Annotated in this window: 15 protein-coding genes; 3 read left to right on the top strand and 12 right to left on the bottom strand. The window is 38.0% G+C overall.

Features of this window, described 5'->3' with window-relative positions:
- Positions 1–506: 506 nt before the first annotated feature.
- The 5 genes from MKY11_RS08830 to MKY11_RS08810 form a co-directional block, all read right to left on the bottom strand.
- Entirely contained in the window at positions 507–842 is a 336-nt protein-coding gene (locus MKY11_RS08830) for a hypothetical protein (protein WP_282747222.1), read from the bottom strand.
- A 474-nt stretch (positions 843–1,316) separates the two neighbouring features.
- Positions 1,317–1,538, bottom strand: coding sequence for a hypothetical protein (locus MKY11_RS08825; RefSeq protein WP_342502046.1), 222 nt, complete (start codon positions 1,536–1,538; stop codon positions 1,317–1,319).
- An 82-nt stretch (positions 1,539–1,620) separates the two neighbouring features.
- Entirely contained in the window at positions 1,621–1,755 is a 135-nt protein-coding gene (locus MKY11_RS08820; protein WP_259254329.1) for a hypothetical protein, read from the bottom strand.
- On the bottom strand, positions 1,756–2,865 hold the full coding sequence (locus MKY11_RS08815; protein ID WP_039166523.1) for a RapH N-terminal domain-containing protein: 1,110 nt from the start codon (positions 2,863–2,865) through the stop codon (positions 1,756–1,758).
- 398 nt (positions 2,866–3,263) lie between these two features.
- The gene (locus MKY11_RS08810; protein WP_342502045.1) at positions 3,264–4,109 is read right to left on the bottom strand and encodes an SMI1/KNR4 family protein; all 846 of its coding nucleotides are present in this window, start codon (positions 4,107–4,109) and stop codon (positions 3,264–3,266) included.
- Positions 4,110–4,299: 190 nt separating this feature from the next.
- Here MKY11_RS08810 and MKY11_RS08805 point away from each other — a divergent pair, with 190 nt between their 5' ends.
- Complete coding sequence (locus MKY11_RS08805; protein WP_342502044.1) at positions 4,300–4,719, top strand: stress protein; 420 nt, start codon at positions 4,300–4,302, stop codon at positions 4,717–4,719.
- A 34-nt stretch (positions 4,720–4,753) separates the two neighbouring features.
- Positions 4,754–5,014 carry a YesK family protein gene (locus tag MKY11_RS08800; RefSeq protein WP_342502043.1) on the top strand — a complete coding sequence of 87 codons (261 nt, stop codon included), beginning with the start codon at positions 4,754–4,756 and terminating at the stop codon, positions 5,012–5,014.
- A gap of 128 nt (positions 5,015–5,142) precedes the next feature.
- Here the strand turns inward: MKY11_RS08800 and glnA are convergent, their stop codons facing one another.
- From glnA to spoVK, 5 genes are all read right to left on the bottom strand, one after another.
- Positions 5,143–6,477, bottom strand: a complete 1,335-nt coding sequence (gene glnA / locus MKY11_RS08795) for a type I glutamate--ammonia ligase (RefSeq protein ID WP_007499421.1) — start codon at positions 6,475–6,477, stop codon at positions 5,143–5,145.
- 60 nt (positions 6,478–6,537) lie between these two features.
- Entirely contained in the window at positions 6,538–6,948 is a 411-nt protein-coding gene (locus tag MKY11_RS08790; protein WP_007499423.1) for a MerR family transcriptional regulator, read from the bottom strand.
- 91 nt (positions 6,949–7,039) lie between these two features.
- Positions 7,040–8,320: an aminotransferase class I/II-fold pyridoxal phosphate-dependent enzyme gene (locus MKY11_RS08785; protein ID WP_342502042.1), complete on the bottom strand. Its 1,281-nt coding sequence runs from the start codon at positions 8,318–8,320 to the stop codon at positions 7,040–7,042.
- A gap of 18 nt (positions 8,321–8,338) precedes the next feature.
- Complete coding sequence (hflX, locus tag MKY11_RS08780; RefSeq protein WP_342502041.1) at positions 8,339–9,601, bottom strand: GTPase HflX; 1,263 nt, start codon at positions 9,599–9,601, stop codon at positions 8,339–8,341.
- A 120-nt stretch (positions 9,602–9,721) separates the two neighbouring features.
- Complete coding sequence (gene spoVK / locus MKY11_RS08775; protein WP_008344008.1) at positions 9,722–10,681, bottom strand: stage V sporulation protein K; 960 nt, start codon at positions 10,679–10,681, stop codon at positions 9,722–9,724.
- Between the two features lie 320 nt (positions 10,682–11,001).
- Here spoVK and MKY11_RS08770 point away from each other — a divergent pair, with 320 nt between their 5' ends.
- Positions 11,002–11,760 (top strand): N-acetylmuramoyl-L-alanine amidase, encoded by a 759-nt coding sequence (locus tag MKY11_RS08770; protein WP_008344009.1) that lies wholly within the window; start codon positions 11,002–11,004, stop codon positions 11,758–11,760.
- A gap of 55 nt (positions 11,761–11,815) precedes the next feature.
- Here the strand turns inward: MKY11_RS08770 and MKY11_RS08765 are convergent, their stop codons facing one another.
- Together MKY11_RS08765 and nrdF are read right to left on the bottom strand one after the other, a co-directional pair.
- Positions 11,816–12,433: a hypothetical protein gene (locus MKY11_RS08765; protein ID WP_058213759.1), complete on the bottom strand. Its 618-nt coding sequence runs from the start codon at positions 12,431–12,433 to the stop codon at positions 11,816–11,818.
- Positions 12,434–12,516: 83 nt separating this feature from the next.
- A complete protein-coding gene (nrdF, locus tag MKY11_RS08760; protein WP_024720404.1) occupies positions 12,517–13,497 on the bottom strand; it encodes a class 1b ribonucleoside-diphosphate reductase subunit beta in 981 nt (326 codons plus the stop codon).
- Position 13,498: the final 1 nt, after the last annotated feature.

Raw genomic sequence — 13,498 nt, 5'->3', positions numbered from 1 at the left:
TATTATTATAAGAAAATACAAAGATTAGAATTAACCAAAAAGACAATACTTCAAACAGTCCACTGTTGTATATTTTTGAAAAAGGTAAAATCAAAGTAAAATATGTTAGAATGATGGCTCCTAACAACATGTATAATGTGCTTTTCATATACATCCCCCCAACAATTTTTTCTCAACGATATCATATTTTTTAAGACCTTTCAAAAATGATTTAGCAAAGTTGCTCTTATAGTCTACACTTCGGTAGGCAGTACTCACATAGATTACTTTCACGTTCAAACTCCATCACAACTTCATCAAATTATGATAGCAATCATTAAGACACTTATTAATATTTTGCATCTCAAATCACTTGGGCTTGTAATGCCACCCTGTAATATTCTGTTTACCATTCATTTATTTTCACACCTACATGTGAAGAAAGAACTTTCTCCATCCCTTACTCCAAGTAAACACAAAGCTAAAAAAGGTGAAACTATACTCTACAAAAAAAAGAAAAACCCCTATTATAAGGGTTTTTCTTTTTTGGAATGGTAGTCTTTAATAATATCAATTGGATCAATTGCATCATCATCTTGTGTATATTCCTCTACATAAGGAGTAATTAATTTCTCAAACTGCTTTTCATCATCCACTAGAGCAATACAAGTTTCATACCCTTCAAAATCAGATGGGTATAAATTTGCAACAGCACTGCCGTTTTTCAAAGCCTGATCTATCGCATTTTTTAATTCCAATAGACCCTTCCTGTTTCCTAAAATCAATGCTTCTCTGTGATGAGTTTCTTGAGCATATATATTACACATCTCTAAAACATCATCATCATCCACTTGAATAGACATATAAAAGCACCTCCGAAGTTAAATTTAGTTCATTATATAATTCTTAATGTCAACATGCCAAAGAGCCATGACCTCAAACGTCTGATCCCAATAGTGATTGCGGACATCGCAAACAAAAATAGCTCAAACTACTTAACTGTACTTTGCTCCTTTTTATATTTCATTACTTTTATAATTCTATAAACTATCACAGCAACATAGCACACAACTAAGGTAATCAGATATTCAAAAGGAAAATCTCTTTGTACACCTTGATAAAGAAAAATAGACAAAAGGACTGTAAACAAAACTATTTGAAAAACTTCTTTTTTTATCATCCAAATCCCCCGATATACTTTCACTTACGTTTTATACTTTTAATTACGTTATGTTACCGTGAAATTATAAAACAATCAGTCTTAACATTCTACAGTCAGTTCCATAATTAGGATTTAAGTAACAAAATTGAAAGTATGTACTATATTTGTTTTTACCTCAAATTGTTTTCTTCTCTTTCTTCATAAATTTTTTTCGGTTTTTCAGAATCCCATGCTTTATACAGCTCTCGCATAAATATATACAGTGAAATTGGGTAATACCCAGAGTTCCTCTAACGGACACTGAAATTTCCCTCTTCAAAAAGCAAATAAATTCATTTGTTTTTTTAGAATCTCTATACGCTGCCATCAAAGCAAATGGAGCACCTAATATTTTCATATAAAAAAGACTCCTTTATGGCATATTCTTTTATACCATAAGGAGCCTGACACTTTAATCCACTTTATCGTTTTTTAACCAATTAACCTCCAGAGCTACCTCTTGATGCAACTGTTTGGACATCTTCATGTAGAGGTTGAGTCAAACCGTTTGTAAAGAAAAGTGTACCTAGAGCTACCACAGCTAGTGAAAATGTAATAAAAACCGACTTCTTCAATTAATTCACTCCTTTTCCTACATACTGGCTTGCGAGTAAGGCTCTTTTATAGTAATTTAATGACTGTTTCAGCAAGCCTCTCCCCTCTAAATATTTCGCCACATCAACCAGAATCTCCTCTAAATCAACCCATACTCTTTTCTCTTCAAGCTCTAAACACAGATTGTTTATATTGTTCAATTGAGATTGATTTTTTTCATACAATAGTTCTTTTAACAATTTAAATTTTATTTGAAAAACGTTATGGTTGACTTGTTCTGATAAAGAAATGCCTAGATCAATCCATTCAATCGCGTCATTACTTTTACTGGAGATTTCTATTCTAGAAAGTTCATATAAACATCTCATCTTCAATAAATCTTGATTTTCGATCTCTTTATAACTCAACGTGCGCCTAAATAGTGCTGATGCTTCTTCTAAATTTTCTTTTTTGCTTTCTAGAAAACCCATATTGTAATATAGATGAATGATTAAATGATTGTCATTAATACTTTCGATCATATTCTCAGCTTCACTAAAAAGAGCTCTTGCTTTATCATATTCAAATTGATCAATTAAGTTTAACGCATGTAGCATCCTACAGTTAATCTGTCTTTTGATATATGTTTCATGCGCATTAAATGTGTCACACGCAATTTGTGCATGATATTTTGATAAAAAGGTCATTTTCAAATCATAAAATAGAACTGCGATTTTATAATGAAATTCAGCTTTTTCTATTTCATCATCAACATAAGCCAACTTTTTTTCAGCTATTCTGAAGTAACTTAATGCCTTATCATAATCTTGCAAGTAGTCATGATAGATCCCATTATAAAAGTAGAAGTAATATGACATGAGTTTATTTGTTTTTTCTTCTTTTTCGTCTGGAGCATTCCGCTGAAAGAATGGCTTATCTAAATTTCTGCTAATATTCTGAAGTTTCAGCTTAAGCCTAAAGCTCAAAAGTTGATAGTACAAAAGAATATCTTGATTTTCTTCCATTAAATCAATTGCCCTGTCTATGTCATCTTGCATTTCTATAGCTGCCGATAAATCCCCTTTTTGTATCGCAAGATTCCAAGTGTTTAACATGTTCCCTACCTCCTGAGAGGCAATTAATCCTGACATTCCTTTACCCCCTTCTAAACAAATCCCTAGTATAATTCTAACACGCATTTTACAACATATGTAAAGTGAATCTGCTCATAATAGAAATTTTCGGTATCCCGCAAATATGATAATAATTGAATGGTATGCAATTATAAGAGTTGGTTAAAAGAGAGAGTAGCCAGAAAGGACTTGATACTTATTTCTTTTATTGACCACCTTCATTTTTTAAAAAGAAATTCACAAAATATTGTTTTGAAATTGATATAAAAAGACCTGACTGAGTTTCAGCCAGGTTCATGAAGGGGTCAATCTAAATTATATTATAATGAAATCAAAACAGATAATAAAACATCCGTTCTCATTCACTCTTTGAAAATTCAACCTATACAGTATACTCTACATGCTCTAATTTTGCCTTAATCTAAAAAATCAATATTAACAGCGAAATTTCCAGCTGTTACAGTTATCTGAGGAATTTTAGTTTTTTCAAAAATGTCTACAATTTCAAATAATGTCTTTTTTATAATATCGTTACTTGGCATTGTATATACTCTTAATATAAGGATTGTTTCAATGCTTCTAGCTACTTCAAAAAGAACGTCTTCATCTTTAACAGATTCAATGTAACTTTTTATTCTTTTAAAGAACCACTCTACTTCTTCTAAATCTTGTAACGGATATTTAGTAATTTGATGAATATCGGCTGGATTAGCTGCTTCTTTCTCTAAGATCGCTTCAAGTTCTGCTTTAGTTATATATTCCTCCTCTTCTTCTTCGTATTCACCCTCTGCTGCTTCCTCAACAACAGTGTACTCAGCTGTATAAAGCCCCTCAATGAATTCATCAAAGGAATCTGCTAACTTAAAGTCTTCTTCCATCTCAACATCAAAATAATGAATTGCAGGATTCTCTTTCGTTTTTCGATAATCCATCGCTACCCAAGTATGGCCATCCCCGTTGATCAAAACAAGCCCTTCTGGCAGCTCCCACTCTTTTATTAAATAGGCACTATCCATAATTCCTTCACCTGCAGCAATTCCCATCAGGTGATTAAATTGAATATGATCCTCAGCCCATGAATTAGAGTGAGTGGTTGGAAAAGCATTATGAATGGTATAACCACCATTCTGTTCTAATATGAACTTTTTATATGTATCTGGCAAAGTGATACCAAGTTTCTTTTCAGCCTTAGCTATTTCTGCTTCGTTGATCTTTTTTAACGTATAGTAACCTTCCTCGTCTATTTCCCAAAATGATTTCAAGGTGATGCCTCCTAGTAAAATATGCACATAAGTATACCACCTTGATGAGTATATTTGACAATTTAGGCAAAATAAAAGAAGAATATTTGTTACTTAGTCATTCACAATGTCTATTTTTGTCGAAACGATAGTAAAAAGAAGGTATTTCATGTAAAATTTCCTTTGCACCTAAAAATCAGGAGGATCCAATATGAAGAAATTATCTATATTCATTTTTATTTGTTTAATGATGCTAACAGCTTGCAGTAGCGCAGCATCAAATGAAAAACAGCTCACGACAGCCAATATTATTGAAGCTTTTAAAGGTGCTGGGCTTGAAGCAGAAAAACCATCTGATCTTAAACAAAAAGAGTTTGGAAATATAAGAGAAGAAGGAAAAAGAATTCTTATTCCTTCCTTAGGTGAGAATGCTGGTGGAAGGATTTTTAAATTCGGAAATGAAACTGATTTACAGCAGGCGAAATCCTATTATGATGAGTTAGGCAATGCTGGATCTATGTTCTTCTCTCACACCTATTCAAAAGGAAACTTTTTATTACAAATGAACGGTGAAATGAAAGATGCTGAATTTGAAAAGTATAAGAAAGTAATGGATGAGGAAATAAAATAATTTCATATATTTTTTAAAGAAGGAAGGTCAATAAATGTCATCATTTTGGCTGCTAACAGTTATCATTACGATTGTTATACTTGGTGTTTCTTTTATCTTTAAAAGAAAGAATGCACCTTTACAGTATGGAATACCATCGATTCTCATCATCATAAGTATTATCTTATTATTAATAAGTTTTTTCGTAGGAAGTTGGGAAGGTTTAGGACTGGGTGCAATCAGTATATCTTTACTGATTGCATCTGTGATCACCTTAATTATTAATAGTACCTTGAGTTATTTTAGTCATAAATAACATAGAGCCACTTCTGCATAAGAAGTGGCTCTTTCGATTATTAAAAGTGAAATATGCATGAAAATATCACAAGACCAACTAATTAAATAAAAACCCCCTGAAGCCAATGGCTCCAAGGGGTTTCTTGATTAATACTGAGACATATACTGATCGCGTTCCCATGGGTGTACTTGAGTTCTAAACATATCCCATTCGATTTCTTTTGATTCGATGAAGTGCTCGAATAAGTGGTCGCCTAGTGCGTTGATCATGACTTCGTTTGACTTTAGCAGCTCAAGTGCTTCTGCAAGTGTTGCAGGTAAGTCAGCGATGCCGTTTTCAAGGCGCTCTTCTTTGTCCATGACATAGATGTTTCTGTCGATTGGCGCTGGTGCGTCTAGTTTGTTTTTGATTCCGTCTAGACCTGCTGCAAGTAATACACTTAGTGCAAGGTATGGGTTTGCAGATGGGTCTACACTGCGTACTTCTACACGTGTGCTAATGCCGCGTGATGCTGGAATACGAATCAATGGGCTGCGGTTTTGTGCACTCCATGCTACGTAGCAAGGTGCTTCATAGCCAGGAACAAGACGTTTGTAAGAGTTCACCGTCGGGTTTGTGACCGCTGTGAAGCTTGTTGCGTGCTTCACAATACCTGCGATAAAGTGTCTAGCCGTCTCGCTTAATTGTAAGTCTGCTTTCTCATCAAAGAATGCGTTTTTACCATTTTTAAATAATGATAGGTTACAGTGCATACCAGATCCGTTTACACCGAACAATGGTTTTGGCATGAATGTCGCATGAAGACCGTGCTTTCTAGCGATTGTTTTCACAACAAGCTTGAACGTTTGAATGTCATCACAAGAACGGATGGCGCCTGCATATTTGAAATCAATTTCATGCTGACCAGGTGCTACTTCGTGGTGAGATGCTTCAATTTCAAAGCCCATTTCTTCAAGCTCAAGCACGATGTCACGGCGGCAGTTTTCACCTAAATCTGTTGGTGCAAGGTCAAAGTATCCACCTTTATCGTTTAGTTCGAGCGTTGGCTCGCCTTTTTCGTCTAATTTAAATAAGAAGAATTCTGGCTCAGGTCCAAGGTTGAAATCACTAAATCCTAGTTCTTCCATTTCCTTTAAGATACGCTTTAAGTTGTTACGAGGGTCTCCATCAAATGGTGTTCCGTCTGGCTTATAAATGTCACAAATAAAGCGTGCAACTTTACCTTTTTCTGCTGTCCAAGGGAAAATAACAAACGTGTTTAGATCTGGATATAGGTACATATCTGATTCTTCGATACGTACAAACCCTTCAATAGATGAACCATCAAACATACATTTGTTATCGAGAGCTTTTTCTAACTGGCTCACAGGAATCTCAACATTTTTAATTGTTCCGAGAATGTCTGTAAATTGCAGACGGATGTACTTTACGTTTTCCTCATTTACTAATTTTACGATATCTTCTCTTGTGTACTTTGCCATTTCGTAAAACTCCTCCCCTACAAAAGGTAAAATGTGTATAGCAATGCTTTTGCTAATTGGTTAACGGAAGAACCTTGACATATCCCCCTGCCTAAAGGTCGTTCCTTGTTGGAAACGTCCAGCCTGAATGAGTTCCTTCTTCAGTAGCTTCCTGAGTTCATCATCTGTCAAGTTGTGCTTCGCTGTGGTTTTCTCCTCTGTCTTTGTTTCAGACGATGGATTTTCTGCCTCAGCTTTGGCAAAAAGTTTTTTGATTCCTGCCATGTTTACACCTTGTTCGATGAGGTTTTTGATTTCTAGTAATTTATCAACATCATGGAAAGAAAATAATCGGCGATTCCCATCACTTCTAGCTGGAAATACTAAACCATTTTCCTCATAATAGCGAATTTGTCTTGCAGATAATTCTGTTAGCTGCATGACAATCCCAATTGGGAATAAAGGCATTGAGCGGCGAATGTTATCACTCATCTCAACTGTCTCCTCCTCTTTGCTTAAATTTATTATATGTCATGTTATATTATGTGTCAACGAAATGTTAGGAATATTAACATGGATTTTTTTATCGAGCAGGCACTTCAATAAAACCTTGCTCTAGTAAGGCATCTACAGCACTGCAAATGGAATTTTTCACATGGGCGTACGTGAGACCGCCCTGAACATAGGCTGTGTAAGGCGGTCTAATCGGACCATCAGCTGATAATTCAATGCTGGCTCCTTGGACAAATGTGCCCGCTGCCATAATAACATCGTCCTCGTATCCAGGCATATAGCTCGCATGAGGTGTGACATGACTGTTAATCGGTGATGCATATTGAATGGCCTGACAAAATGCAATCATTTTTTTAGGGTCTCCAAATTCTACAGATTGAATCAAGTCGGTTCTTTTCGCATTCCACGACGGGTTTGTTTGGAACCCGAGTTTTTCAAGAAAACGCGCTGTAAACACGGCGCCTTTTAAACTTTGTGCAACAACATGCGGTGCTAAGAAAAATCCTTGATACATTTCCTGAAGCGCATACAGCGATGCACCCGCTTCACTGCCGATGCCTGGAGATGTCATTCGATAAGAGCAAGCTTCTACCCATTTTTCTTTTCCGACGATGTAGCCGCCCGTTTTGGCAAGGCCACCGCCTGGGTTTTTAATGAGCGAACCTGCCATAAGGTCTGCACCCACATGACACGGCTCTTGTAATTCAGTAAATTCACCATAACAGTTGTCAACAAACACAATGATGTCCTCATTGATGTCTTTCACAAATGAAATCATTTGTTCAATTTCTTCTATTGTAAAGGATGGTCTTGACGCATAACCTTTAGAACGCTGAATCCCGATGACTTTTGTTTTTGGGGAAATAGATTCTTTGACTTTGTCGAAATCGACAGATCCATCTTGACGCAAATCAATGGCTTTGTAATCGATCTGAAAATCTTTTAATGAGCCTGTCCCTTCTTTGCCGCGAATCCCGACAATCTCTTCTAGGGTATCGTAAGGTTTCCCCGTCATGTAGATCAATTCATCACCAGGTCTTAGCACACCGAATAAGGCGATGGAAATGGCATGTGTTCCAGAAATGATCTGCGGGCGTACAAGAGCGCTTTCCCCTCCAAATACATCCGCATAGATCTTTTCTAACGTGTCTCTTCCCATATCATCGTAGCCATAACCAGTTGTCGGGTTAAAATGAGAGTCACTGACTTTATGTTTCCGGTAGCTTTCAAGAACCCGCCACTCATTTTGTTCACTCTTTCGGTCAATTTGCTGATGTATTTGTGAAATGTCTTGTTCTGCTTCTGCTGCTATTTTTTCTAAAATGGTGCCATGTTTTAAAGTGTGAAACATCGTGATTTAATTCCTTTCCTACAACATATACTTCTTGATTTGTCCTAATACGGTTTGCTCCTCACCACTAAATCCAGTGATGTCATAAAGCTCTGCTTCCTTTTGAAATTCCAGTGATTCCACCAAGGTTTCTGACTTTAAGGCAGATATGAGTTTCCCTTCATATGCCGGAATTCTTACATGATATGGCTTTAAAAAATCTTTTTTCAGTTCAGCCATGATATCCGCTTTTAACCGCTTCACATCTTCCTCGCGCCTAGCACTGATTAAAATGTGGCGCTGCTTTGAGGAAGGGATAAAATCCGACCGGATTTGGTCTTTTTTGTTATAGACAGTCAGCATCGGAATACGGTCAGCTTCTAATTCTTCTAAAAGCTTATGAACCGTTCGTTCATGCCCTTCATAATCCTCATTCGAAGAATCGATCACATGAAGCAAATAGTCTGCTTCTTTTACTTCTTCAAGAGTGGAACGAAATGCTGCAATCAGTGTGGTTGGAAGGTCTTGAATAAAACCAACTGTATCGGAAATCAGTACACTGTAGCCAGATTCAAGTGTCATTTTACGCGTCATTGGGTCAAGTGTGGCAAACAGCAAATCTTCTTCATGGCTTTCCGCTTCTGTTAACTGGTTAAACAATGTTGATTTCCCGGCATTTGTGTACCCGACAATAGCGATTTGGAATACGCCATTTTTCTTCCGTCGTTCCCGGTATCTCGTGCGATGTTCTTTGACTGCAGACAGTTGTCCGTGAATTTCGTGTATGCGGTTTCGAATATGACGTCTGTCTGTTTCAAGTTTTGTTTCACCTGGACCTCTTGCGCCAATTCCGCCTCCTTGTCTTGAAAGGCTGATCCCTTGTCCGCTCAGTCTCGGCAAGGCATACTGAAGCTGGGCAAGCTCTATTTGCAGCTTCCCCTCTCTTGTACGGGCTCTTTTGGCAAAGATGTCTAGAATCAATTGCGTACGGTCAATAATTTTCACATCTAAGGCAGTCGCCAAAGCTTTTAACTGGCTAGGCGAAAGCTCGTCGTTAAAAATAATAACGTCACAGTCTAACTCGTCGCAAAGCACTTCAAGCTCTTCCACTTTCCCTTTCCCGATGTAAGTCGCGCTGTCTTGTCTATTTCTTTTTTGCGTCATGATGCTGACAGCTTCACCGCCAGCTGTTTTGGTTAAGGAAGCTAATTCTTCCATAGAATATTGAAAGCGTTCATCCGTTATATGCGGCAGTTGACAGCCGACAAGGATCGCTTTTTCGATCATTTCATGTTCATTCAACGTCAGTTGTTTCCTTTCTGTACTTAAGTTTCAGTAGTACCATCATACCAAACACACCACACGTATACCACCATTCGGAAGGTTTAATTTCTTGTCTCTTTACAAAAAGGATACGCCATTTCAAGAAGGCGTATCCTCTTTCATTTGCAGATCATGGCTTTTAATCGTAAGTAAGTCTTTTTTATCATAATGATCCACAAGAAGCAGCCTCATCGCCTGAGTTCGAATCGCTTTTTCAATGGTGTTTCGCACAAAACGGCCGTTGCTGAATTTAGCAGGACTCGTTGTGCTCTTGATGTGCATTAAGTAGTCTCGCAGTTTCCATTCTGCCTCTTGGGTAAAGACATATTCCCGATCGGCCATCATTCGTTTTGCAATATCCATCAGCTGATCGACCGTATAATCAGGGAAGTTGATATTGATCGGAAATCTCGATTGCAGACCAGGGTTTAGAGAAAGAAAATGATCCATTTCCTTGGAGTATCCAGCTAAGATGAGGATGAATTCATGCTGCTTATCCTCCATATGTTTTACAAGGGTATCAATGGCTTCTTTCCCAAAATCCTTCTCTCCTCCGCGGGCAAGAGAATAGGCTTCATCGATGAACAAAATGCCGCCTAGTGATTTTTTAATCAAATCTCTTGTTTTTTGAGCTGTATGTCCAATGTATTCTCCAACCAGATCTCCTCGTTCCGCTTCAATTAAGTGCCCCTTTGAAAGAACATTCATTTCAAAGAAAAGCTTCCCGACAAGCCGTGCAACCGTTGTTTTCCCTGTGCCAGGATTTCCTTTAAACATCATATGAAGCGCTTGTTTTCCTACCTTTAATCCTTGTTCTTGTCTTTTTTGATTGACAAAAATCCAAGCATAAATTTCTTTTATGTTTCGTTTCATTTCATCCATCCCGACAAGGCTGTTCATTTCTCGTTCTATTTCTCGTAAGATGCTGTGTTTGGCCTCATTTTTTTGCAAGGCCTCTAGGTATTCTGCCTCTGAATCTGCATCAACCAATACTTGCTTCTGTCCATTAAGTATAATGTTGATTTGGCCGTTATTTTTATATGTGACAGCTCGCTCCAACGTATTCACCTCTCGCTCTTCTCTCTTTAATCTATTCGGGTGGAGCTGTAATCGTGACAATCGCCCGCACTAGCATCGGTTTACTGTCAAAATGACCCGAGATACCGGTTATTGTAGGGGATTGTGCGGTTTCCCAGGAAATGATGTGCTATTTCCATTGTATTCATCCATTTCGGGCGGACAAACCAACAATTTGTTTTTTCTTAGAAAAATGGCGCTTTTTCATCACAAATTGTGCAAAAAAGAGTCTCAATGATTTCCGCATTTTGTACAGGCAATTTTTCTATTTCCTCATAAAATAAAGACGAGGTGATGAATAGATGGTGAAAATTTTTATTGATCCTGGCCACGGAGGAACAGATTCTGGAGCTGCTGCTAATGGACTTTTGGAGAAAAATATCACACTGCAAATTGCGCTTTTTCTGAGAGATATGTTGATTAGTGAATATGATGGGGTTTCCGTCCGCTTAAGTCGTTCAATTGACCAATCCGTCACGTTATCCCAGCGTACGAATGCGGCAAACAGCTGGGGAGCTGACTATTTCGTGTCTATTCATATTAATGCTGGCGGAGGCACAGGTTTTGAAAGTTATGTGTACCCTGGCGTTTCAGCACCAACCACCACGTATCGCAATGCCCTTCATGATGAGATTGTCCGCTCCGTTGATTTTGCCGACCGCGGCAAGAAAACGGCGAACTTCCACGTTCTGCGGGAAACTTCTATGTCTGCCATTTTAACTGAAAACGGTTTCATTGATACGGTAGCTGATGCAAATAAGCTCCGTAACGCTACTTTCCTTCAAGGGATCGCTCGTGCTCATGCCACTGGATTAGAAAAAGCCCTTCAATTGAAAAAAAAAGCAAGTAACCTATATAAAGTGCAGGCCGGGGCTTTCAAGGTCAAAGCCAATGCGGATGAACTAGCAGCTACACTCAGATCCAAAGGATTTGAAGCGCTGGTCGTACTGGATAGCGGCATGTACCGAGTCCAAGCTGGCGCTTTCCGTTCAAAGCAAAATGCAGATGACCTCGTCGCTCGATTAAAGCAGGCCGGTCACGACGCATTCGTTTTTCAATAATCTAAAAAACAAACCGGCTCAAGTCATCTTTAGAGCCGGTTTGTTGTCTATCCAATTATGCTAAAATGTTCACGACAAATTGAGACCATGTTTCAAGACGATCGAAGTACTCAGGCTTTTTCAAATCTGTTACTTTCATCCATTTGCCTGAGATTTGATCTGTTTCTTTTACTTCTACATGAGCACCCGGCGATAATTCAAGGGCTGATAACAGTCCGATGTGCACACGGCCGACACTGTTGTCATCATCATTAATGAGTCCAAGGGTTTTCATCTCAAGTTTGTCTTCTTCTTGAATCGAAAGTTCCTCGTCCAGTTCACGATCGGTATTTTCTTTTAGAATCTCAGCAAAATTTTTTCCTTCAATGAAATTCATATGACCCCCAAAGCCAAGAGATAACTTATGATGTAAGCGCGTCTCTCCCCCGCCTTGAAGTCTTTCATATACATACACTTCGTCCTCACGCTTAATCACGACATAAGGTATCGGCTGTTTGAAGTCAGGGTTTTCTTCTGCATCGCCTCTTCGCATCTGCTCGAAGTGTTCTTCGATTTCTTTCATAATGGTGCTGATTGTTTTCTCTTCACTATTCACACCATTAAACGCAAGTGTTTCGTTTTGGAACACGCGTGCGCGCGGTGCAACTAAAATCATTTCGTCCATTTTTCCCATGTTCGGTAACCTCCAGTATGTAACACATTGTTAGAAATGGCAAAAAGCCAAAACGAGTGATGCGTTTTGACTTTTACGCTTTCTTATGATTCATCTCCAAAGAAGAAATCGTCATCTTTTAACGGCTCAACTGTTGCCTTTTTGTAGCCGTTCCCTTTCATTGAGAAGAAGTCATGTGACTTTGTTTTTGTATTGAGTCCGTTCAATACAATTGGGTTGATCTCTTCTTCTTCAAAGTAAGGGGCAAATCCAAGGTTCATTAACGCTTTATTGGCATTGTAACGAATGAACTTTTTCACATCATGCGATAAATTGACTTGGTCATAAATATCCTCAGTGTAATGAAGTTCATTTTCATAAAGCTCATTAAGCAGATCGATAGAGAAATCATAAAGCTCTTTTTGCACGTCAGGTGTTTGTTTGTTGTAAATTTCTTGTGCTAATAATCCAACATACACACCGTGAATCGCTTCATCGCGCAAAATCAAGTTAATGATTTCACCACTTTGCATGAGCTTTCCTTGACCGTAGAAATATAGCGGGTAATAAAAGCCGCTATAGAATAGGAAGCTTTCTAAATAAACTGAAGCAACCATTGCTTTAAATAAGGAAATCGGGTCATCCTTTTGAATGGAACGGTACAGACCTACAATCATATCTGCTTTCTTTTGCAAGAATTTATTTTTCTTGACCCATTCAAATACTTCACTAATCGTTTCAGTCGGTGCAAGTGTCATGAAGATATTTGAGTATGATTTTGCATGCACGGCATTTTCCATCATGGCCATAAAGTTTAACACGGCTTTACGCTGATGACCGTCCACATGTTCAGCCACTATCGGCATTCCTGTATTTCCTTGTTCTGTATCAAGTAACGTCAGTCCAGCCAGTACCTTCATGTACGTATCCTGCTCTTTTTCACCTAAATATTTCCATGTTAAGAGATCCCCGTTTAAGGAAATCTCTTCTGGAAGCCAGAATTGCTTGACGTTTTGGTTGTAAAACATTTGTGTAAAATCGTCTTCGTGTTTTGACCAGTTGGCTGCATCATAAATTTTTGTCACG

The sequence above is a fragment of the Bacillus sp. FSL W7-1085 genome (genome assembly GCF_038595035.1).
GTDB classification, from domain to species: domain Bacteria; phylum Bacillota; class Bacilli; order Bacillales; family Bacillaceae; genus Bacillus; species Bacillus altitudinis.
The sequence above is the reverse complement of the archived record's forward strand: the minus strand, read 5'-3'. Positions and strand labels throughout refer to the sequence as shown.

Bases quoted from the DNA above. Each gene is read 5' to 3' on its own strand.
- MKY11_RS08830 (WP_282747222.1), bottom strand. From the start codon at position 842: ATGTCTATTCAAGTGGATGATGATGATGTTTTAGAGATGTGTAATATA.
- MKY11_RS08825 (WP_342502046.1), bottom strand. From the start codon at position 1,538: ATGAAAATATTAGGTGCTCCATTTGCTTTGATGGCAGCGTATAGAGAT.
- MKY11_RS08815 (WP_039166523.1), bottom strand. From the start codon at position 2,865: ATGTCAGGATTAATTGCCTCTCAGGAGGTAGGGAACATGTTAAACACT.
- MKY11_RS08805 (WP_342502044.1), top strand. From the start codon at position 4,300: ATGAAGAAATTATCTATATTCATTTTTATTTGTTTAATGATGCTAACA.
- MKY11_RS08800 (WP_342502043.1), top strand. From the start codon at position 4,754: ATGTCATCATTTTGGCTGCTAACAGTTATCATTACGATTGTTATACTT.
- glnA (WP_007499421.1), bottom strand. From the start codon at position 6,477: ATGGCAAAGTACACAAGAGAAGATATCGTAAAATTAGTAAATGAGGAA.
- MKY11_RS08790 (WP_007499423.1), bottom strand. From the start codon at position 6,948: ATGAGTGATAACATTCGCCGCTCAATGCCTTTATTCCCAATTGGGATT.
- MKY11_RS08785 (WP_342502042.1), bottom strand. From the start codon at position 8,320: ATGTTTCACACTTTAAAACATGGCACCATTTTAGAAAAAATAGCAGCA.
- MKY11_RS08770 (WP_008344009.1), top strand. From the start codon at position 11,002: ATGGTGAAAATTTTTATTGATCCTGGCCACGGAGGAACAGATTCTGGA.
- MKY11_RS08765 (WP_058213759.1), bottom strand. From the start codon at position 12,433: ATGGGAAAAATGGACGAAATGATTTTAGTTGCACCGCGCGCACGCGTG.